Raw genomic sequence first — 21,183 nt, forward strand, 5'->3', positions numbered from 1 at the left:
AGGAACTGCTGCTGGCGTCCGCGCTGCGCCCGCGCGGCGAACTCGCCCTCCTCGGCCTCGGCGGCGAGGTGACGTTCGACGTGCCGGTCCTGCTCGCCAAGGGCGTCCGCGTCCACGGCGTGATCGAGGGGGACTCCGACCCGGGCCGCTTCGTCCCCGAGCTGATCGGCCTGCACAGGCGTGGCCTCTTCCCGCTCGACCGGCTGGTCACCACGTTCCCGTTCGAGGACATCGGTGCGGCCGTGGCCGCCATGGCGGACGGCAGCGTGGTCAAGCCGGTGCTCACCTTCGCCTGACCTGTCGCCACAGGGCGTGTGGTTGACTGATCGTCATGGCTGCCGCCTCCCCCTCCGCCCGTCCGGCCGCGACCGCCGGTCCCACCCCCACCGCGGCCACTCGGCCCCGCAACCGCAAGCAGCTCATCGTCGACGCGGCCGGGCGGGTCTTCAGCGAGCGCGGCTACCACAAGGCCTCCATGGAGGAGGTCGCCGCCGGCGTGGGGATCACCGCGGCCGCTCTGTACCGGCACTTCCCGAACAAGTACGCGCTGTTCGCCGCGTGCGCCCATGTCATGGTGGACCGGCTGGTGACCGCGCTCGACGAGGTGCCGTCCGGGGCGCCCCTGACGGACGTGCTCGCCTCCGTCACCGGGGTCACCGTCGCCCACCGCGCGTCGGGCGGCGTGTACCGGTGGGAGGCCCGGTACCTGGACCGCGAGGACCGCCGGGCCCTCGCCGCGAAGTTCGGCCGCCTGGCGGAGCGGGTCGACGAGGCGGTGCAGCGCGAGCACCCCCTGCCCGACGAGCGCCTGCGGGCGACGGCGGCCCTCGGTGCGATCGGGTCCGTGACGATGCACCGCACCTCCCTCGCGCGGCGCCGGGCCGAGGAACTGCTGCTGGCGTCCGCGCTGCGCGTGGCCACGACCGATCCGGCGGCGGACCGGCCGGGTGCGCGCCCCGTCGAGCTGCCCGCCCGGCCGGTGCCGCGTACGCGGCGCGAGGAGATCCTCGCGGCGGCCGTCCCGCTGTTCGCCCGGGACGGGTTCGCCAGCGTCACCAACGGACAGATCGCGGAGGCGGTGGGGCTGGCCCCGTCCGCGCTCTACCGTCACTACCCCGGCAAGGTCGACATCCTGGCGGCGGCCTGCCTCCAGGCGGCGGGACTGCTGGCCCAGGGCGTGGAGCGGAGTCTGCGGGAGGTGACCGGCCCGCACGACGCGGTCGTCGCGCTGGCGGCGACGTACGTGGCCTACAGCTTCGAGTACACCGACCTCAACAGCGTCGCCGAGGCCGAGCTCGCCGGCCTGCCGGACGGCCTGCGGCGGCCCCTGGTCCTCGCCCAGCGCAAGCACATCGCCGTCTGGGAGCGACAGTTGAGGCTGGTCCGTCCGGAGCTGGACCCGCGCCAGGCCCGGTTGCTGGTGCACGCGGGGTTCGGCGTGGTGGTCGAGGCGGGGCGCAGACTGCGCTGGCGGGACGGCGCCGGCCGCCGTGAGGCCGTGACCGCCCTGGTCGTGGGTGCTCTGGGTCTCTGACCGACTGCCGTACGGCTTCCGCCCGACGGCTCAGCCCGGCCTGTTCCCGGTGGGGATGGTGATGGGCGTGGTGGTCCCGGACGAGCCCTTGTTGAGGAACAGCATGGCCAGGGCGCGCACGAACTGGTCGAACATGTAGAAGGTGCCCGGCATGACGGGTGACAGTCCCTCACGGAACAGGATGAACGCCGGCCATGCGGTGCGGACCAGGGCCGCTGCCGCGTAGTCGCGTCTCAGTCCCAGCCAGTCGCCGACCTCGTCGCTGAGGACGTAGCGCACGAACTCGTTGAGGAAGCCGCGCGTGACGCCGAGGTCGATCTGGGCGGTCAGGCCGAGCAGTTCCTCGGCCAGCGCGATGCCCTCGGTGGAGGGGTTGAGGACAGGGGTGAGCAGCTGCGCCGACTGCTGCTCGGCGGCCGCCCAGGTCCGGGGGATGTGCTCGTACGGCACACCGAGCAGGTGGACGGCGACCTGCCACGAGTGCAGGAACGCCTCCTGGTCCGCGGCCGGGTACGGGATCCTCCAGTCGAGCAGCTTCCGGTGCACGTAGGTGCCCAGGCTGTGGAAGGTGACCAGGATGTCGGCGGCGCTGATCGGGATCGTCTCGTCGGCGGCCGCCCGCCAGTGCGGCGACTGCGGCAGCAGGTGGCGCACCGCGGCGTGCACCACGCGCGTCTTGTTGGCGGTGACGACGAACTGCCCCGTCGGCTCGAAGGCTCCCCGCTCGGACAGGTCGTAGCCGAAGGTGAACGTCTTGGCCGCGCGGTCCTGCATGTCGGCGCCGCCCGCGGACCAGTAGACGCTCTTGGCCTCGCGCGGGATGACGGTGCTCATGATGCCGCTGCCGAGTCCGTACAGCATGAAGAGGTACGTGTCCCTGCGCCGGTTGAAGTCGGCCGCGCGGGCCAGCTTGGCGGGGTCGGCCCAGGAGGGCAGCCGGTTGACCTGCCGCAGGTACGCGGTGAACTCGGCCGGCAGGCCGCCGGGCAGCGGGTCGTTGTTGTTCACCCACGACGCCCACGCGGTGTTGATCGCCGGTACGTGTCCGTTCTCGAGCATCGAGGCCATCAGCGGGTCCGCCGCGTCGTCCCAGATCCACTCCGGACCGGTACCCGCGGCGGCTCCGGTCACCGGGCCCGCCGACGCCCACGCCTGAACGGGGTGCGCCACGCCCACGAGGCCGAGCGCGACACCTAATGACAGGGCCTTCCGCCTGCTGGGGTTCTCCATTGCCTTACCTGCTTCCCTGATGGGCCAGATGCTTACAGGTGCTGTCGCAGATGTGCCGGATGCGCGACCGGTGGGTGCCGGAGCTCGCCGCGCTGATGTGATTTTCGATTAACATAGCGAGGCGCGTCACGGTCGGCAATGGTGGTGACCGAGTGCTCGTCGCGAATGTCGGTACAGGGGTTGCCGGCTCCCTTCCGAGCCGGGCGCGGCCGGGATGCGGTGAAGACCGTCAGAGCGACGAGGCCGGCAGCGCGCGGTACAGCTCCGCGAGTCGCGTCACCGCCGGGTGGGACGCGGGGAACTCGTGGTCGTCGATGGCGGTGATGGCGCGGACGCCGACGGTGGCGTGGGTGGCGAACGCGGCCTCGTGGTCACCGAGCGCGGAGAGCTCGACCAGGTCGGTGGGGTCTCCCCCGGCGCGGCGCAGCAGCTGCCGGGTGGTACCGGCGAGCACCTCGCCGCCGGGCCAGACCACCCGGCCGTCGCGCACCAGGCCGATGTTCCAGGTGCCGCCCTCCAGGATGTCGCCGTCGGGGCCGGTGAACAGCACGTCGTCGTAGCCGTCCTGCTGGGCCCGGCGGCGGAGCCGGAGGGTGGGGAAGAGGCCGACCGACTTCACCTCGGGCTGGTCGCGCCGGTGGACGGCGGTGCGCACGCGGAGCGGGGCGGGGTCGTCGGCCGGGGCGGGGCGGGCGGTCACCAGGATGCGCGGCCGGGCCTGCGCGGCGATGGTGGCCAGGTTCAGCTCGGGGTCGAACACGGTGACGCGGATGACGCGGCGGCCCTGCCGGGGTGCGGCGCGCCGGGCCAGGGCCCGCACCCGGTCGGGGTCGAGCGCCGTGTCGAAGAGGATGCGGCAGTCGCGGATCAGGCGTTCCAGGTGGAGGTCGAGTCCGCGGACCCGGCCGTCCTCGACGAGGAAGGTGGTGAAGTGGCCGTAGTTGGTCAGGGCCAGGGCGGTCAGGTCGTCGGGTGCGGCGGGTTCGCCGTCGATCTCGATCATGGCGTCGGCCTGTCGGGGTGGAGGGGTGCGACGTCGGTACGGCGGGACGGGGTGCGTCTCACTTGATGAAGCCTTCCACGACCTTCGGCGGCCAGGTGCCGACCTTCAGGACGCCCATGGAGTAGGTGCGGGAGACCAGGGCGGCACGGTTGGGAACCTTGAGCTTCCGGAGCAGTCCGGTGACGTGGTACTCCACGCCCTGCCGGCTGAGGTGCAGGCGGCCGGCGAGGGGGATGGTGGAGACGCCGGCGGCTATGCCCTCCAGGATGCGGGCCTCTATCTCGCTGAGCAGCTGCTTGCGCGGCGCCACGACCTCGGTGTCGCCGGCGGCGTCCGCGTCGGTGGGGGACATGACCACGAGGATCGCGGTGACGTCGGGGATGTGGCCGCCGCGGACGGCCATGGCGCTGAGCGGGAGGGTGGCGGTGGCGTGGTCCCCGCCGACCGCGATGATCTCGGTGGCGAAGCGGTGCCGCTTGCCCTCCAGCATGCGCGAGAACTGCTGCATCAGGGGCTGTCGGACGCTGGGGTGCACCACGTCGCAGAAGTGCCGACCGCACAGATCGGTGGTGGGGCCACCGAAACGGCGGTCGAACTCGTGGTTGACCTGCTGGATCGTGAGCGTCCGGTCGAGGAAGGCGACGTAGGCCCCGGCCTGTTCGAACCCATCGGTGACGTCGGCCCGGCCGGCGGCATGGGCGCGATCCATGAGCGTCGTGTGGGTGGTGAGCGTCATGGCACCTAACCCTTCTATTTGCGCTTTACGCGTGTGGGGGCAGCACGGACCGAAGGCGGGGGAAGCAGGGTCCGTGCTTTTCATTGCCGAAAAGGAGCAACGGAAAGGAAGTTGATTGGGATATTACGAAGGCGGGTAACCACGGTCAACGTGAAACCGCCCTGACCAGCCAATACTGCGGTCTTCCCTTCGGTGGGTACGGACCCGCACCGAAGAGGTTCGGTCGGTGGGGTTCGGTCCCCCGACCCGGGGGTTCGGGGCGGCCGAACCCCGTACGGCAGACGTCGGCGACACCTCCGTCACCGTCCCTGAGCAAGACTCAGCTATTACCGGCACCATCGCGCACGCGCGAGCCCCCGGGAACTGCCCGACCACACCCCGGGCCGGGAAACGGAAACGCCCGGACACGCTCCCCATTGGTCGGGGACACGTGACCGGGCGTTTTCTTTTGCGTTACTTCCTCGCACCACTCCGCGGTATTACTCGGCGGATTGCCCATAAGGCCTACCGGACAACAGGGCGATCAGTTCCCTGCGACCGGATATGCCTAGTTTTCGGTAGGCATGGGTGAGGTGTTTCTCGATCGCCCGGGAGCTGACGCCGGACGACGCGGCGATCTCCTGGTTGGTCAGGCCCTCGCACGCCAGGTGCGCCACCCGCCGCTCGGTCGGGGTGAGCACGTCCTCCGGCACGACGGCGAGCACGGGCCGTTCCCCGATGCCGCGCAGCGCCCGTTCGGCGAGGCCCGGCACACCGCAGACGGTGGCGAGGGTGGCGGCCTCCCGGGCGAGGGCCTCGGCCTCGGCTCCGCCGCCGAGCTGCTCGGCGAGCGACAGCAGGGCGCGGGCGAGTTCGAGCTGGTGGGCGGAGCCGCGCAGCACGGCGACCGACTCACGCAGCAGTACGGTGCCCCGGCCGCCGTCCTCCAGCCGGCCCAGCAGCCGCAGCGACCGGCCCACTCCGACCGGTGCACCCCACTCCATTGCGCGTGTGTGCTCCTCCTCGGCCAGGGCGCGGGCGGTGAAGGTGTCGCCGAGCCGGCGGTAGACACCGACCGCCCAGGGGCGCCACGGGAACAGCACGGGGTTGTGCCAGCCGGCCGCGTCCAGCTGGCGGCCGCACGAGGTGAGCGAGTCGAGGGCGCCGGTGCGGTCCCCGGCGGAGAGCTCCCCGACGGCCTCCAGCATCCGGAGCATGCCCGTGTGGGGCAGCCCCTGGGGACGGATACGGCTCGCGCGGCGCACCACGCGCGCGGCGAGGGCCGGGTCTCGGGACTCCAGGGCGACCATGGCGTGCGTCACCACGGCGATCGCGCCCAGGGAGTGGTGGTCGGACTCCGTCATGCCGAGCGCCGTCTCGGACTGCTCCCTGGCCTGGGCGATCCGGCCGCGGCCCAGGTGGACGAGGGCCTGTTCGAGGTAGCTCAGCGCGTCGGCCGGCCGCCCGCCCCGCTCGTGGGCGCGGTGTTCGACGGCGAGCCAGGAGTCGACCGCCTCCATCGAGTCGGCGCCGATCATCGTGATGATCGCCAGGGGCAGCGTGGAGTGGACGCGCGCGCTGGTGGCGGGCTCCCGGTCGAAGACGCGCTCGGCGAGGCGCACCACCTCGGCCGCGGGCATCCGGCACCCGAGGGTGACGGCGCACAGCAGGGCGATGGTGAGTTCCCGCTCGGCGCTGGTGTCCACCGGCGGTTCGGGGCCGAGTTCCTTCAGCCGGTCGACGGCGGTGGCGAGTCCGAGGGGGTTCTCGTGCCCGCAGTGGCGCAGCCGGGCCTCCAGGCGCAGCGCGAGGTCGCGGTCGGTGCCGGTGAGCGCGGAGGCCGGGCCGAGCCCGTCGGCCGCCTGCCGCAGCAGTTCGACGGCGGTGGGCGGCGCGGGGCCGAGCGGGGTGGGCGCGATGCGCAGCGCGGCCACGGCCCGGTCCCGGGGTTCGGGCAGCAGCGCCATCGCCTGGGCGATGTGCCGCTCGCAGGCGAGCTGGTCGAAGTCCCGTTCGGCGGTGCCGAGCTCGACCAGCAGGCGGGCCCGGTCGACGCCCTCGTCCGGGCTGTCCAGGAGGGCGCGCTGGAGATAGCGGGCGGCGGTGTCGGGGGCGCCGCGGCGCAGCGCGGTGTCGGCCGCGGCGCGCAGCACGTCGACGGCCCACGGCTGGCGCCGGGTGACGACGGCCATGAGCTGGGCGGCGACCTGTTCGGCGGGGCTGCCGGCGGCGTACAGCAGGGCGGCGGCCTCGTCGTGCATCCGCTCCCGCTGCTCCATGGTGAGGATGGACTCGGCGGCGTCGCGGACGGAGCGGTGGACGAAGCGCGGTTCGTGCGGGGCGGTCAGCATGCCGAGGGCGGCGAGGGTGCGCAGGGCTCCGGAGTAGCCGATGGCGTCGAGGCCGGCCAGCCGGGTCAGGATCTCGGGTTCGCCCTGTTCGCCGAGGACGGCGATGGCTGCGGCCAGGTCGCGCACCGCCGCGGGCTGGGTGCGCAGGATGCTGGCCAGGCGCTCGCGCAGCTGGGACGGACGCATCCGGCGCACGGCGTCGGCGTGTCCGGCCAGTGGCCGCAGCCCGAGGACGCTGGTGGCGACCAGCAGTGAGGCCAGGAACAGCGGGTTGCCGACGGCGGCCTCGTGGCAGGACCGGACGAACGCGTCGTCGCCGGGCTCGCCGAAGCGTTCCCGCACCAGGGCGCGGGTGGCGTCGAGGCCGAGGGAGGAGGGGCGCAGTGTCTGGGTGGCGGCCTCCCGCACCTCCCGGACCAGGGTGTGCTGACTGCGCGGGTCCCCGTCGCGCAGGGCGCAGACGACGACGACCCGCAGCCCGCGCATGCGCTTGGCCAGTAAGGTCAGCCACCGCAGTGACGGCACGTCGGACCACTGCAGGTCGTCGATGAGGAGCAGCAGCCTGCCGTCGCTGCTGACGTTGGCCAGCAGCGACAGCAGTCCGTGCAGTACCGCTTCGGTGGTCGCGATGGCCTGGCCGGCACCGCCGGAGGCGACGTCGTCGGCCAGCACGTGCCGGGCGAGGGAGGCGTGCGCGTCCATCCACCGGTCGCGGACGTCGTCGGGCGAGTCGATCAGCAGGGTCTCGAAGAGCTGCCGTACGACGCCGAAGGCGAAGTCCTGTTCCATGGGCGCGGCGTTGGCCCGCAGGACCCGGATGTCCCCGTGCTCCTCGGCGCGCCTGGCCAGCCCGTGCAGCAGCGCGCTGCGGCCGATGCCGAGCGGTCCGGTGACCAGGACGAGGGAGGAACGCCCCTCGGCCGCGGCACCCAGGCTTGCGTCGACCAGGGCCATTTCGGTGTTGCGCTCCAGCAGCATGGGGTCAGCTGCCCTCCGTCCCTGGTGCCATCGCGCGCAGTTCTTCACGTCCGCGGATACGGAGCTTGCGGTAGACGCCGCTGAGCCGCATCTCCACGGCCCGGGTGCTCACGGAGAGGCTGGCGGCGATCTCCCGGTTGCCGAGACCGCGGGCGGCGAGGGCCGCGGTCTCACGCTCGACGGGACTCAGGCTGCGCCAGGCGGCGGCAGCGGGGGCCGGCTCCCGCACCGGCGGGGTGACGCCGGGGGGCCGGCTGCCGCGCGGTGCGGGGATGTCGGGGAGCGGGGTGAACGTCTCGGCGGCGGGCAGCGGCACGCCCGCGGAGCCGAGCGCGGCGAGGGACCTGCGGTGGCTCTCCTCGCGTTCGGCGGTGGCGAGTTCGAGGACGGCGTTGGTGTACGAGGTGCGCGCGGGCGAGTCGCTCAGGGTGACGACGGCCTCGCGCAGCAGCGGCAGCCGGTCGTCCCCGCTCACCTTGGCGAGACCGAGCTGGGCGCGGCCGAGGGCGCTGCGGGCGCCCCAGCCGCGGGCGAGCTCGACCTCCTCGCGGGCCAGGCCCTGGGCCTCCGCGACGCCACCGAGGGTGTGGGCGGCCTCGGCGGCGAGGGAACGCCAGGGCACCACGGCCGGATTGAAGGAGCCGTGCCGCTGCAGCCAGCGCCCGGCGTTGCGGAAGTACTCCCGGGCCCGGTGCAGGTCGTCCTCGGCGCGGGCCAGGAGGCCCCGGGCGAACAGCAGGTGCCCCCAGAAGGCGCTCTCCTCGGCGGCGGCCGGCAGGGGGCGGGCGGCCGTCTCGCGGGCCTGGGCGACGCGGCCGGTCTGCAGGTCGGCGATGATGCCGAGCGCGGCCCGGAACGGCAGGAACACCGGGTGCAGCCGGGCGGGCGGCAGCTCCGACTCGGCCGCGGCGAGGTCACGGGCGGCGGCGTCGGGGCGGCCGTGCCGGATGTGCAGCTCGGTCCGCACGGCCAGGATGTGGGCGACGGCGATGGCGCTGCGCTCCCGGTGGGCCTCGTCGAGCATCAGGCCGAGGTGGGTCTCGGCCTCGTCCCCGTCGTCGGTGAGGAAGAGGGCGCGGCAGGCCAGCAGCCGCGGCGTCACCAGCAGGGGGCGGCCGTCGGGGGGCGGCACGAACGCGGACCGGGCGAGGCCGCGGGCCAGTTCGGAGCGGACGCCCGCCGCGCCCAGCTCCCAGGCCCGCACCCCGGCGACGGCGGGGCTGGTGGAGTTCTCGGGCAGGGCGGGGACGGGGAGGATGTGCAGCTCGGTGTCGTCGTGCCGCAGGTACTGGGCGTTGCGCAGGAGGACGGTGAGTTCGTGGCGCTCGGCCTCGGCGGACGGCTCCGCCGCCCCGCCGGGGGCGGCGGGAGCCGCCCGCGCGTCACCGATGGCCTCGGCCAGGGCGTACCGGGCGGCGCGGGTGTCACCGCCGAGGAAGCACAGGTCGGTGGCGCGCGAACGCAGGCCGGAGGCGCCCGGGTCGCGGATCAGGTCGTTGAGGCGGCGCTCGGCGGCCGTGGGTGCGGTGACCATCTCCACGGAGGCCAGCTGGAACTGGATCCGGGCCCGGTCCTCCGCGTCCAGCGGTTCGTCGAGCGCCCGGGCGAGGTAGGCGACGGCGCGGTCGCGCCGGCCGCCGCGCAGCGCCGCGGTGAAGCCGCGGCGCAGGGTGTCGACGGCCCAGGGGGCGCCGACGGGGCGGGCCCGCAGCAGCAGGTCGGCGACGCCCTGGTCGTCGGCGGCGACGCGCTGGGCGAGTTCGGCGGCGCGGGCGTGCAGGTCGGCGCGGTCGGCCGCGGGCATGTCCTCCAGGATCCGGGCACGCACGACGGGGTCGTCGACGTGCGGGGCGCCGTCGCGGAGGGTGACGAGGCCGCTGGCCTCCAGGGCGGCCCGGAGCCGGGACTCGGGCACGGCGTGCGGGCCGGCGAGGGTGCAGGCCAGGTGGAAGGAGAGGAGGTCGCCGCAGACGGCGAGGGCGCGCAGGGCGTCGACGACGGCGGGTTCGCACACCGCGCCGAGCGCCCGTGCGGCGTGGTCGCCGATCACCTCGGCGGTGAGCGTACGCAGGTGCTCGACGTGGTCGAGCCGGGGGGCGTGCCCGTTCCGGGTGAACCGTTCCAGCACGTCGTGGACGACGGCCGGTATGCCGCCGGTGACCTCGGCGACGGCTTCGGCGAAGGCGGTCTCGCCGCCGGTGCCGCACACGGTGCGGACGGCGGCGGCCGTGCCGCCGGTGGTGAGGGGCGGCAGCGCGAGTTCGACGACGGTGGCGAGGCCGGTCAGCAGGGTGCCGGTCCCCCACTCGGGCCGGACGGCGGCCGTGCCGGTGCAGCCGGCGAGCAGGGCGAGCGGGGCCCTGGGCAGGCGGCGGACGAGCGCCTCCAGCCAGCGCAGCGAGGCGGGATCGAGCCACTGGGCGTCCTGCACGGCGATGAGGGTCGGCCGGTCGCGGACGGTGCCGAGCAGTGAGCTGAGGCCCGGCAGTCCGCCGGCCTGCTCCCGGGCGGCGTAGAGGCGCGCCGCCACGTCGCGGTCCTCCTCCATCAGCAGCTGGGCGACGACGCCGTAGCGCAGTTCGTGCTCGGCCGGGGTGGCACGGGCGGTCAGCACCCGCAGCCCCGACGCCCCGGCACGTTCGGCCGCCCAGTCGAGCAGGGCGTTCTGCCCGAGACCGGGTCCTCCCGTCACGGTGACCACAGCCGGGCGTCCGGACCGGAGCTCGCCGATGACCGCGGAGAGTACCGCCAGTTCGCGGTCGCGCTCCAGGAGCGGGAACTCGGTGGACGCCATGCGGTGATCATACAGTTGACCAGGGATACAACTACCCTATGTAACCCTTCGTGATGTTGGCCGGTTTCCGTACATCCGGTGGCCCGCGGGGGCGCCGGGCGGGGTGCGGGGCGGCGGGCCGCCCGTGCCCAGGAATCCGGCCAGCTCGGCGCGTGAGGTCAGTCCGAGCTTGCGGTAGACGCTCGTCAGGTGGAGTTCGACGGTGCGCACGGTGACGAACAGCGACTCCGCGACCTCCCGGTTGCCGGCACCGGAGGCGGCCAGGCCGGCCACGGTGCGCTCGGTGCCGGTCAGCATGTCCAGCGGGGACGCGGTGATCTCCCGCATCCGCCCGCCGGCCGCGACCAGTTCCTCCCGCGCCCTGCGGGCGAGCGCCACGGAGCCCGAGCGCCGGGCGAGCGCCACCGCTTCCCGCAGGTGGTCGCGGGCCTCCCGGACGGCACCCTGCGCCACCAGGGCCCGCCCCAGCAGCAGGGAGGCACGGGCCTGCTGGCCGCGGGCCGGTGACTTCCCCAGCAGCCGCAGCGCCTCGTACAGCGACTCGACCCCGGCGGGCCCCGGGGTGGCGGCGCCGTGGGCCAGGGCGGCGTAGCCCAGGGCGCGCGGGGTGCCCCAGCGCTCCGCGAGCCGGGTGCCGTGCTCGACGGCCTCGCGGGCCTCCGCCGTGCGCCCCAGTTCACCCAGCAGACAGGCAGTCTCCAGCCACCAGGGCGCGAAGACCGGATTGGCCATGCCGACCGACTCCAGGGAGGCCCCGCAGGCGCGGAAGACCTCCAGGGCTCCCTCCCGGTCGCCGAGCCCCAGGCGGATCCGGCCCCGCGCCATCAGGTACCAGTGGTACTCCCAGCCGAAGCGCTCCAGGTGCGGACGTGCGAGCGAGTCGAGGACCTCCTCGGCGCGCGCCGCCTCGCCGCGCGCGGTGAGGGCCATCGCGTACGCGGTGTGCGCCATGGTGGTGCTCTCCGCCCAGCGTTCCTGACCGCTGATCTCCAGGGCCGTCTGCGCGTCCGCGAGGGCGTCCGTGACCGCGCCGTCCTCCAGGCCGAACAGCGCCCGGGTGGACAGGGCGAGGACGTACGTCCAGACCGCGGCGGTGTCGCGGCTGCCGCGCAGCACCGTCTCCAGCGCCTCCCGGGACGCCTCGGTCTCGTCGGCCAGGGCGAGGGCGAGCGAGGCGGGGACCAGTGACCAGGCGCCCAGCGGCACACCCGGTGCGCGCAGTGCGCGACGCGCCTGGCGCACGGTGTCCTCGGCGGAGCGGCCTCCTACCGCGCTGAGCACGCTGAGCATCGCGAGCTGCTGCCGCTGGGCGGGGGTGTCGCCGGGCGGCGGGGTGAGCCGTTCGGCCCGGCGCACGGTCCCGGGCAGGGTGGACTTCTCGTCGGCGCCGACGATCAGCAGCGCCGACTCGGCGAGGGTGCGCAGTTCCTGGTCGTCCGGTGCCGGGTCCGGGCCCAGCTCGGCGTCGAGGGCGTCGAGGGCCTCGGTGAGAACGCGGGTGCCCTCCGGTGACTGCTGCACGCTGAGGCAGGTGAGGGCGTACTTGACGGCGACGCCGGCGCGGGCGCGCACGTCGGTGGTCAGGTCGTGCGCCCGCCGCAGCAGGTCGACCGAGCGCGCCGGGTCGGACTCCGCCAGGGCCCGCCCGAGCCGGGTGAGGAGGTCGGGGTCGTCCGGTCCGGCCTCCCGTACCCGCTCCAGGTAGCGGGCCGCGGCCTCGGGGGCGCCCCGCTGCTCGGCCTGTTCGGCGGCGGCCCGCAGGACGGAGGTGGTCCAGGCGTCGTCGGTGCCGGACAGCAGCAGGTGCGCGGCGATCTGTTCCGGTGCGCGGCCGATGTCGCTGAGCAGCCGTGCGGCCCGCAGGCGCAGGGCGGCCGCGCCGTCGGCGTCGAGCGTGTCCAGGACCGCGGCGCGCACCAGGTCGTGGTCGAGTTCCCGGCGCCCGGGCCGCACCAGCCCCGCGTGGCGGAGGATCTCCACCGCCTCCTCGACGTGCACGACGGACAGACCGGCGAGGGTGGCGAGGTAGGAGGTGTCCTCCTCGCCGAGCACGGCCAGGGCGCGGGCGACGTCGAGGACCCAGCCCGGCTGGTGCTCCACCACCGCGCGCACGGACTCGGCCACGACCCGGCCGCCGACCTCGGCGATCCGCCGGGCCCCGGCGCCGTCCGGTCCCAGGCCCACGGTGCGCAGGTCGTGCAGGAGCCGGACGACCTGCAGCGGGCTGCCGCCGGAGACGGTGACGAGGCGGCCGACGAACGACGGCTCGGGCCGCTGCGCGGGGAAGGCCCGCGCGGTCAGCTCCGCCACCTGAGCGGTGTCGAGCGGGCCGGGCCGCAGTGTCGCCGGCAGATGGTGGGCGATGAGGTCGGCGAGGGCGTCCGGCGCCGAGAGGCCGGCCTCGGTGCGGTGCGCGGCGACCACCAGCAGCGGCAGGCCGTCGGCGCGCCGCAGCAGGAAGTCGAGCCAGCGCAGGGTGCGCTCGTCGCACTGGTGGGCGTCGTCGAGGACGAGCACCAGCGGCTTGTCGGCCATGAGGTTCACGGCCAGCCAGTACAGGCCGTGCAGCACCGGGAAGGTACCGCCGGGCGCGTCCTCGAGGTCGCCGGGGTCGGGGGCGAGGGCCGGCAGGGCGCGCCGGGCGCCGCCGTCCAGGAGCGGGGAGGTGCGGTTCTTGCGGCGGGTCAGGCCGAGCGGGCCGAACAGGGCGCGTACGCCGCTGTAGCCGGTGCTGCCGTCCTCGGCCCGGCAGGCGCCGTGCAGCACGGTCATGCCGGCGAAGGGGCCGTCGTCGGCGAGGGCGGTGTCCAGCAGGGCGGTCTTGCCCGCCCCGGCCGGGCCGTCCACCAGCACCAGGCGCGAGCGTCCGGCCCGGGCGGCCTCGGCGTGTCGGGCGAGGGCGTCGAGGTGCGCGGCCCGGCCGACCAGCGGCAGTGCGGAGATCGCGGCGCGGGCCCGGTTGCTCACTTGCTCTCCTCGGGTCGTACAGGGCGGGCGCGGCGGCCCGGTGGGGGGAGCGCCGGCCGCCGCGGACCATGCGTCCGGTGCCGGTCGCCGACGGAGCACGGATGCCCGCCGCGAGCCCATCTACGCACAGCGATTTCCTCGCAGTCACCCTGCGGCCGAGGAGTCTAAGGATTTCCCCGGTAGCCGCCGTGAGATCAAGGTGGCGTGCGGTCGGTGCCCGTCCGTGTCCGGTCCGGCCGGCCGTGCGCCGCACCCCTGACGGCACCCGTGCCCTGCCGACCGGCGGAACGCGGCGGCCGACCGCAGTCACTTCGTGAAAGGGCCTCCATGGACTCCGCCGCCCGGCCGATCCTCTTCGTCAGCCTCCCCGAGAGCGGGCTGCTCAACCCGTTGCTGGTGCTGGCCGGGGAGCTGGCCCGGCGCGGGGTGCCGGATCTGTGGTTCGCCACCGACGAGCACCGGCGTGCGGAGGTGGAGGCGCTCTCGGACGCCTCGCCGGTGTCGTTCGCCTCGCTGGGCGAGGTGATCTCCGAGCTGTCCGCGGTGACGTGGGGGGACGACGTGTACCGCGAGGTCACCCAGTCGTCCCGGTTCAAGGCGCACCGGGCGGTGATCCGGCAGTCGTACAAGCCGGCGCTGCAGGCCCGCAAGTACCGGGCGCTGGAGAGGATCGTCGACGAGGTGCGGCCGGCCCTGCTGGTCGTCGACTGCGTGGCCGGCTTCGCGGTCGACCTGGCGCTGACCCGGAACATCCCGTACGTGCTCAACGTGCCGTTCGTCGCCAGCAACGTGCTGACCTCGCACAACCCCTTCGGCCCGTCGTACACCCCGAAGAACTTCCCGGTCCCCAACTCCGGTCTGCCGCTCGCCATGTCCGGTCGGCAGAAGCTGGCCAACACCCTGTTCAAGTGGCGCACGCTGGGCATGTTCATGAACCCGGGGATGGGCAGGGTGCTGCGGGAGGACGCGGCCATCCGCAAGGAGCTGGGCATCACCCCGCCCAACGCGATGACCCGGGTGGACCGGGCCGCCGCCGTGCTGTGCGCCTCCGTCGCGGAGCTGGACTACCCCTTCGACGTGCCCGACAAGGTGCACCTGGTGGGTGCCGTGCTGCCGCCGCTGCCGGAGGCCCCGGACGACGACGAGGTGTCCTCGTGGTTGGACGGGCAGTCCTCGGTGGTCTACATGGGCTTCGGCACCATCACCCGGCTGACCCGCGAGGAGGTCGGCGCGCTGGTGGAGGTGGCCCGGCGGATGGCGGACACGCACCAGTTCCTGTGGAAGCTGCCGAAGGAGCAGCAGCACCTGCTGCCCGCCGCCGGGGAACTCCCCGCCAACCTGCGGGTGGAGAGCTGGGTGCCCTCGCAGCTGGACGTGCTGGCCCACCCGAACGTGTCGGCGTTCTTCTCGCACGGCGGCGGCAACGCCTATCACGAGGGAGTGTACTTCGGGGTGCCGCAGGTGGTGCGGCCGCTGTGGGTGGACTGCTTCGACCAGGCGGTACGCGGCCAGGACCTCGGCGTCAGCCTCACCCTGGACAGGCCGCACACCGTCGACCCCGACGACGTGGTCGACAAGCTGACCCGGGTGACCACCGACCCGTCCTTCCGTGCGCGGGCCGAGCGGCTCGGCGCCCTCCAGCAGGCGGCCGGCGGCCGGAAGACCGCCGCCGACCTCGTGCTCGACCGGCTCACCACGGCGTGACCCGTACCGATTCCAGCGACCGCAGCGAGGACCCGATGCCCTTCACCCACCCCGTCTCCAAGCCCTGGCTGGAGGGCCGGGAACTGGAGTACGTCACCGACGCCGTCTCCGGCGGCTGGATCTCCTCCCAGGGACCGTACGTGCAGCGGTTCGAGGAGGCCTTCGCCGCGTGGAACGGCGTGGCGCACGGTGTCGCCTGTTCCTCCGGCACCGCCGCCCTCACCCTGGCGCTGCGCGCCCTGAACATCGGCCCGGGCGACGAGGTCGTCGTGCCGGAGTTCACCATGGTGGCCTCCGCGTGGGCCGTCACCTACACCGGCGCCACGCCGGTCTTCGTGGACTGCGGCGACGACCTGAACATCGACGTCACCCGCATCGAGGAGAAGATCACCCCGCGCACCCGGGCGATCATGCCGGTGCACGTCTACGGGCGGCGCTGCGACATGGACGCGGTGATGGACCTCGCCCACCAGTACAACCTGCGGGTGGTGGAGGACTCGGCGGAGGCGCACGGGGTGCGCCCGGTGGGTGACATCGCCTGCTTCTCGCTCTTCGCCAACAAGATCATCACGTCCGGCGAGGGCGGCATCTGCCTCACCGAGGACCCGCGGCTCGCCGAGCAGCTGGCCCACCTGCGGGCGATGGCCTTCACCCGCGACCACAGCTTCCTGCACAAGAAGCTGGCCTACAACTACCGCATGACGGCCATGCAGGCCGCCGTGGCGCTGGGCCAGACGGAGCGCCTGGACGACATCCTCGCCGCCCGCCGGGAGATCGAGGCCCGCTACGACGCCGGGCTCAAGGACATCCCCGGCATCACCCTGATGCCGGCCCGCGACGTGCTGTGGATGTACGACCTGCGCGCCGAACGCCGCGAGGAGCTGCGCGCCCACCTCGACGCGCGCGGTATCGAGACCCGGCTGTTCTTCAAGCCGATGAGCCGGCAGCCCGGCTACCACGACCCGGTGTGGCCGACCCTCAACGCCCACCGGTTCAGCGAGGACGGCCTCTACCTGCCCACCCACACCGGGCTGACCGCCGCCGACCAGGAGTACATCACCGGCGCCGTCCGGGAGTTCTACACCACGGGCTGACTTCGCCCGCCGACCGCAGGAAAAGGAAACGAGGAGCGGACATGACGACCAGCCCCGGCCCCACGGTGGTCGACTTCCCCTTTCGCACGCCGGAGGAGCCGCTGCCGCTGTCCCAGTACGCCGGGCACCGGCAGCAGTCCGGCCTGGTGCAGACCCACCTGCCGAACGGCGTGCCGGTCTGGCTGGTCACCCGGCACGAGGACGTGCGCGCGGTGCTCACCCACCCGCAGATCAGCGCCAACCCCGAGAACGAGGGCTTCCCCAACGTCGGCGAGACGATGGGCGTGCCCAAGCAGGACCAGATCCCCGGCTGGTTCGTCGGCCTGGACTCCCCCGAGCACGACCGGTTCCGCAAGGTGCTGATCCCGGAGTTCACCGTGCGCCGCATCCGCGAGCTGCGGCCGGCCATCGAGCGGACCGTGGACGAGCGCATCGACGCCATGCTGGCCGGCGGCAACACCGCGGACCTCGTCAACGACTTCGCGCTGCCGGTGCCGTCCCTGGTCATCTCCTCGCTGCTCGGCGTGCCCGCCGCGGACCGCGACTTCTTCGAGTCCCGCACCCGCACCCTGGTCGCCATCCGCACCTCCACCGACGAGCAGCGCGCCACCGCCACCCGGGAGCTGCTGCGCTACATCAACCGGCTGATCGTCATCAAGGACAAGTGGCGCGGCGAGGACCTGATCAGCCGGCTGCTGTCGACGGGTCAGCTGACCCACGAGGAGCTCTCCGGTGTCCTGCTGCTCCTGCTGATCGCGGGCCACGAGACCACCGCCAACAACATCGGGCTCGGCGTGGTCACCCTGCTGTCCCACCCGGAGTGGATCGGCAACGACCGGCTCGTGGAGGAGCTGCTGCGGCTGCACTCGGTGGCCGACATGGTGGCGCTGCGGGTCGCCGTGGAGGACGTGGAGATCGCGGGCCAGCTCATCCGCAAGGGCGAGGGCATCGTCCCGCTGCTGGCCTCCGCCAACCACGACACCGAGGCGTTCGCGTGCCCGCACGCCTTCAACCCGGAGCGCACCGAGCGCCGGCACGTGGCCTTCGGCTACGGCATCCACCAGTGCCTGGGGCAGAACCTGGTCCGGGTCGAGATGGAGGTCGCGTACCGCAAGCTCTTCGAACGCATCCCCACCCTGGCGCTGGACGTCCCCAAGGACCAGCTGGCCTACAAGTACGACGGAATCCTGTTCGGCCTGCACGAGCTGCCGGTGCGCTGGTAGCCGCCCACCCCTGATCCCACCGAGGAGCCCATCATCATGCGTGTCACCGTCGACAGCGAGCGGTGCGTCGGAGCGGGCCAGTGCGCGCTCAACGCGCCGGACGTCTTCGACCAGGACGACGCCGGTGTCGTCGTCCTGCTGCGGAAGGAGCCCGGCGAGCAGGACCGGGAAGCGGTCCGCGCGGCGGGCGACCTGTGCCCGTCGGGCTCGGTCACCGTGCACGAGGACTGAGCCGGAGACCGGCCCACGGGAGCCGCCGCCCGCACCCGGCGGCTCCGCCCCGCCGGCGCGGCACCGCCCGGCGCCGGAGTACCGAACCATCGAAGGGACACCCACCATGACCACCACCGCCGACACCTCGGCCCTGTGGCTGCGCCGCTACCACCCGGCCGACGCCGCCGCGGTACGGCTGGTCTGCTTCCCGCACGCCGGCGGCTCCGCCAGCTTCTACCACCCGGTGTCGGTCCGGTTCGCCCCGGCCGCCGAGGTGATCTCGCTGCAGTACCCCGGGCGCCAGGACCGGCGCAAGGAGCCCTGCGTGGGAGACCTCGGCACGCTGGCGGACCTGATCACCGAGCAGCTGCTGGCGCTGGACGACCGCCCGACGGTGTTCTTCGGGCACAGCATGGGCGCCGCGCTGGCCTTCGAGACCGCGTGGCGGCTGGAGCAGCGGGGCCGCGGTCCGCGCACCGTGCTCGCCTCCGGCCGGCGGGCCCCGTCCACCACCCGCGCCGAAGAGGTGCACCTGCGGGACGACGACGGCATCGTCGCCGAGATGAAGCGGCTCAACGGCACCGCCGCGGGCGTCCTGGGCGACGAGGAGATCCTGCGCATGGCGCTGCCCGCGCTGCGCGGCGACTACCGTGCCATCGAGACGTACACCTGCCCCGCGGACCGGCGGGTGAGCTGCGGCATCACCGTCCTCACCGGCGAGGACGACCCGCTGACCACCGTGGCGGAGGCCGAGCGCTGGCAGGACCACACCACGGGGCCGTTCCGGCTCCGGGTGTTCGGCGGCGGCCACTTCTTCCTCACCCAGCACCTGGAGGCGGTCAACGGCGAGATCGCCCGCGCCCTCACCCCGGAGTCGGCCACCGCGGCTCCCTGAGAGGGAGGAAGCATCCAGCACGGGCGGGCGGCCGAGCCGTCCGCCCGGCAGGCGCTGGAGCCGTGACCGACGCACGCCCGCCGACACCGTGTGCCCGCACGCGCCACGACCGTGGTCGGCACACCACCGGAGAGCCCGCACCCGGCCGGACGGCGATCCCGTCCGTGGCCCCCCACGTCACTTTCCGCTCACGCGCCTGAGGGACAAGGACACCATGCGCACACTGCTCGTCGACAACTACGACTCGTTCACCTACAACCTGTTCCACTACCTGTCCCGGGTCAACGGGCGGGAGCCGGAGGTCATCCGCAACGACGACCCGGCCTGGCGCCCCGGACTGCTCGACTCCTTCGACAACGTGGTGCTCTCCCCCGGGCCGGGCACCCCGCACCGCCCCGCCGACTTCGGGCTGTGCGCCGGCATCGCCGAGGAGGGCCGGCTGCCGGTGCTCGGCGTGTGCCTGGGCCACCAGGGCATGGCGCTCGCCCACGGGGCCCGGGTCGGCCGCGCCCCCGAGCCGCGCCACGGCCGGCCCTCGGCCGTCCGGCACGACGGCACCGGCCTGTTCGAGGGCCTGCCCGACCCGCTGGAGGTGGTGCGCTACCACTCGCTGGCCGTGACCGACCTGCCCCCGGAGCTGGAGGCCACCGCCTGGTCCACGGACGGGGTGCTGATGGCGCTGCGCCACCGCACGCTGCCGCTGTGGGGCGTGCAGTTCCACCCCGAGTCGATCGGCACGCAGGAGGGCCACCGGCTCCTTGACAACTTCCGCCGCCTGACCGAGCGGCACGGCCGCGCCCCGCGCTCCACCGCCCCCGGCGCGCCCGCGCCCGCCCGTACGCCCGCTCCCGCGGCGGCCGAGGGGACCGGCCGCGCGGTGCGGCGGCTGCGGGTGCTCGCCGAGGAGCTGCCCGCCCGCTGGGACACCGAGGTCGCCTTCGACACGCTCTTCCGCACCGGCGAGCACCCGTTCTGGCTGGACAGCAGCCGTCCCGGCGGCCGGCTCGGACAGCTCTCCGTCATGGGTGACGCCTCCGGCCCGCTCGCCCGGATCGCCAAGGCCGACGTGCACGCCGGCACCGTCACGGTCACCGCGGGCGGCGCCACCACCACCGTCGAGAGCCCGTTCCTCGCCTGGCTGGAGGAGGACCTGGCGGGGCTGCGCACCGACGTGCCCGAGCTGCCCTTCGAGTTCGCCCTCGGCTGGGTGGGCTGCCTCAGCTACGAACTCAAGGCCGAGTGCGACGGCGACGCCGCGCACCGCTCCCCCGACCCCGACGCCGTGACCGTCTTCGCCGACCGGGCGCTGGTCGTGGACCACCGCACCGGCACCGGCCACCTGCTGGCGCTGGCCGAGGACGGTGACGAGTCCGCCGCGCGCGCCTGGCTCGCCGCCGCCGCCTCCGCCCTGGAGGGCATCACCGGGCGGGAGCCGGAGCCGTGCGCCGAGTCGCCGGCGGGGTACACCGGCCCCGTGGAACTCCGCCACGACCGGGACGCCTACCTCAAGCTGATCGACGCCTGCCAGCAGGAGATAGCCGCCGGCGAGACGTACGAGGTGTGCCTGACCAACATGGCGGAGGCCGACACCGACCTCGACCCGTGGACCGCCTACCGGTCGCTGCGCCGGCTGAGCGCCGCGCCGTTCGCCGCGTTCCTGCACTTCGGCCCGATGGCGGTGCTCAGCACCTCCCCGGAGCGGTTCCTGCGCATCGACCGGCACGGCGTCATGGAGTCCAAGCCCATCAAGGGCACCCGGCCGCGCGGCGCCACCGCCGCGGAGGACGACGCGCTCGTCGCGGACCTGGCGGGCTCCGAGAAGGACCGCGCCGAGAACCTGATGATCGTCGACCTGGTCCGGCACGACCTGGGCCGGTGCGCCGAGGTCGGCTCGGTCGTAGCCGATCCGGTGTTCCAGGTGGAGACGTACGCCACCGTGCACCAGCTGGTCAGCACGGTACGGGCGCGGCTGCGGCCGGACAGCAGCCCGGTGGCCGCGGTGCGCGCCGCCTTCCCCGGCGGGTCGATGACCGGCGCCCCGAAGATCCGTACGATGCAGATCATCGACCGTCTGGAGGGCGGGCCGCGCGGCGTCTACTCGGGCGCCATCGGCTACTTCTCGCTGACCGGCGCGGTCGACCTGTCCATCGTCATCCGTACGGTCGTCCTCAGCGGCGGACGGCTGCGCTACGGCGTCGGCGGCGCCGTCATCGCGCTCTCCGACCCGGGCGCCGAGTACGAGGAGACGGCCGTCAAGGCGACGCCGCTGCTGCGGCTGCTCGGCACCGCGTTCCCCGGCCGCGAGGCGCCCCGGGAGGATCCGGCCGCCGCCGGGGGCGACGACCCGGCCGCCGCCGGGGAGATGGCCCTGGCACGGTGACCGCCCCGGGGGCCGCACCGCCCGTACGGGACCGGTCGCACGCCCTCCCCGGTCAAAACCCGGGCCGCGCGATCTCTAGGGAAAACCCGGGCCGCGCGGCAA

13 protein-coding genes and 1 pseudogene are annotated in these 21,183 nt (G+C 74.0%); 8 read left to right on the forward strand and 6 right to left on the reverse strand.

What is annotated here, in order from left to right; genetic code table 11:
• Together UW392_RS07420 and UW392_RS07425 are read left to right on the forward strand one after the other, a co-directional pair.
• Window positions 1-296, forward strand: a pseudogene (locus UW392_RS07420) (NAD(P)-dependent alcohol dehydrogenase); the annotation flags it as partial.
• 35 nt (window positions 297-331) lie between these two features.
• Window positions 332-1,534, forward strand: a complete 1,203-nt coding sequence (locus UW392_RS07425; RefSeq protein WP_320774073.1) for a TetR/AcrR family transcriptional regulator — start codon at window positions 332-334, stop codon at window positions 1,532-1,534.
• 30 nt (window positions 1,535-1,564) lie between these two features.
• Here UW392_RS07425 and UW392_RS07430 read toward each other — a convergent pair whose 3' ends face one another.
• The 6 genes from UW392_RS07430 to UW392_RS07455 form a co-directional block, all read right to left on the reverse strand.
• A complete protein-coding gene (locus UW392_RS07430) occupies window positions 1,565-2,764 on the reverse strand; it encodes an oxygenase MpaB family protein (protein ID WP_320774074.1) in 1,200 nt (399 codons plus the stop codon).
• Between the two features lie 229 nt (window positions 2,765-2,993).
• Entirely contained in the window at window positions 2,994-3,767 is a 774-nt protein-coding gene (locus UW392_RS07435; RefSeq protein WP_320774075.1) for an aminotransferase class IV, read from the reverse strand.
• Window positions 3,768-3,825: 58 nt separating this feature from the next.
• On the reverse strand, window positions 3,826-4,503 hold the full coding sequence (locus tag UW392_RS07440) for a PAS domain-containing protein (RefSeq protein WP_320774076.1): 678 nt from the start codon (window positions 4,501-4,503) through the stop codon (window positions 3,826-3,828).
• A 479-nt stretch (window positions 4,504-4,982) separates the two neighbouring features.
• Window positions 4,983-7,811 carry a helix-turn-helix transcriptional regulator gene (locus UW392_RS07445; RefSeq protein WP_320774077.1) on the reverse strand — a complete coding sequence of 943 codons (2,829 nt, stop codon included), beginning with the start codon at window positions 7,809-7,811 and terminating at the stop codon, window positions 4,983-4,985.
• 4 nt (window positions 7,812-7,815) lie between these two features.
• Window positions 7,816-10,605 carry an AAA family ATPase gene (locus tag UW392_RS07450; protein WP_320774078.1) on the reverse strand — a complete coding sequence of 930 codons (2,790 nt, stop codon included), beginning with the start codon at window positions 10,603-10,605 and terminating at the stop codon, window positions 7,816-7,818.
• A 36-nt stretch (window positions 10,606-10,641) separates the two neighbouring features.
• A complete protein-coding gene (locus UW392_RS07455; RefSeq protein ID WP_320774079.1) occupies window positions 10,642-13,572 on the reverse strand; it encodes a helix-turn-helix transcriptional regulator in 2,931 nt (976 codons plus the stop codon).
• A 327-nt stretch (window positions 13,573-13,899) separates the two neighbouring features.
• Between UW392_RS07455 and UW392_RS07460 the strand changes: the two genes are divergently transcribed.
• The 6 genes from UW392_RS07460 to pabB all read left to right on the forward strand — a co-directional run bounded on the left by UW392_RS07460 (window position 13,900) and on the right by pabB (window position 21,081).
• Complete coding sequence (locus UW392_RS07460) at window positions 13,900-15,276, forward strand: glycosyltransferase (RefSeq protein ID WP_320774080.1); 1,377 nt, start codon at window positions 13,900-13,902, stop codon at window positions 15,274-15,276.
• 35 nt (window positions 15,277-15,311) lie between these two features.
• Window positions 15,312-16,370, forward strand: coding sequence for a DegT/DnrJ/EryC1/StrS family aminotransferase (locus UW392_RS07465; RefSeq protein WP_320774089.1), 1,059 nt, complete (start codon window positions 15,312-15,314; stop codon window positions 16,368-16,370).
• Window positions 16,371-16,411: 41 nt separating this feature from the next.
• Window positions 16,412-17,593, forward strand: a complete 1,182-nt coding sequence (locus UW392_RS07470; RefSeq protein ID WP_320774081.1) for a cytochrome P450 — start codon at window positions 16,412-16,414, stop codon at window positions 17,591-17,593.
• A 36-nt stretch (window positions 17,594-17,629) separates the two neighbouring features.
• On the forward strand, window positions 17,630-17,824 hold the full coding sequence (locus UW392_RS07475) for a ferredoxin (RefSeq protein ID WP_320774082.1): 195 nt from the start codon (window positions 17,630-17,632) through the stop codon (window positions 17,822-17,824).
• Between the two features lie 106 nt (window positions 17,825-17,930).
• Window positions 17,931-18,701: a thioesterase II family protein gene (locus tag UW392_RS07480; RefSeq protein WP_320774083.1), complete on the forward strand. Its 771-nt coding sequence runs from the start codon at window positions 17,931-17,933 to the stop codon at window positions 18,699-18,701.
• A gap of 214 nt (window positions 18,702-18,915) precedes the next feature.
• The gene (gene pabB / locus UW392_RS07485; RefSeq protein ID WP_320774084.1) at window positions 18,916-21,081 is read left to right on the forward strand and encodes an aminodeoxychorismate synthase component I; all 2,166 of its coding nucleotides are present in this window, start codon (window positions 18,916-18,918) and stop codon (window positions 21,079-21,081) included.
• Window positions 21,082-21,183 lie beyond the last annotated feature (102 nt).

The organism is Streptomyces sp. CRN 30, from assembly GCF_034105845.1.

Excerpts from the sequence above, each read along its gene's own strand:
- UW392_RS07435 (WP_320774075.1), bottom strand. The coding sequence starts at position 3,767 with ATGATCGAGATCGACGGCGAACCCGCCGCACCCGACGACCTGACCGCC.
- UW392_RS07425 (WP_320774073.1), top strand. The coding sequence starts at position 332 with ATGGCTGCCGCCTCCCCCTCCGCCCGTCCGGCCGCGACCGCCGGTCCC.
- UW392_RS07480 (WP_320774083.1), top strand. The coding sequence starts at position 17,931 with ATGACCACCACCGCCGACACCTCGGCCCTGTGGCTGCGCCGCTACCAC.
- UW392_RS07450 (WP_320774078.1), bottom strand. The coding sequence starts at position 10,605 with ATGGCGTCCACCGAGTTCCCGCTCCTGGAGCGCGACCGCGAACTGGCG.
- UW392_RS07430 (WP_320774074.1), bottom strand. The coding sequence starts at position 2,764 with ATGGAGAACCCCAGCAGGCGGAAGGCCCTGTCATTAGGTGTCGCGCTC.
- UW392_RS07475 (WP_320774082.1), top strand. The coding sequence starts at position 17,630 with ATGCGTGTCACCGTCGACAGCGAGCGGTGCGTCGGAGCGGGCCAGTGC.
- UW392_RS07440 (WP_320774076.1), bottom strand. The coding sequence starts at position 4,503 with ATGACGCTCACCACCCACACGACGCTCATGGATCGCGCCCATGCCGCC.
- UW392_RS07460 (WP_320774080.1), top strand. The coding sequence starts at position 13,900 with ATGGACTCCGCCGCCCGGCCGATCCTCTTCGTCAGCCTCCCCGAGAGC.
- UW392_RS07465 (WP_320774089.1), top strand. The coding sequence starts at position 15,312 with ATGCCCTTCACCCACCCCGTCTCCAAGCCCTGGCTGGAGGGCCGGGAA.
- UW392_RS07445 (WP_320774077.1), bottom strand. The coding sequence starts at position 7,811 with ATGCTGCTGGAGCGCAACACCGAAATGGCCCTGGTCGACGCAAGCCTG.
- UW392_RS07470 (WP_320774081.1), top strand. The coding sequence starts at position 16,412 with ATGACGACCAGCCCCGGCCCCACGGTGGTCGACTTCCCCTTTCGCACG.
- pabB (WP_320774084.1), top strand. The coding sequence starts at position 18,916 with ATGCGCACACTGCTCGTCGACAACTACGACTCGTTCACCTACAACCTG.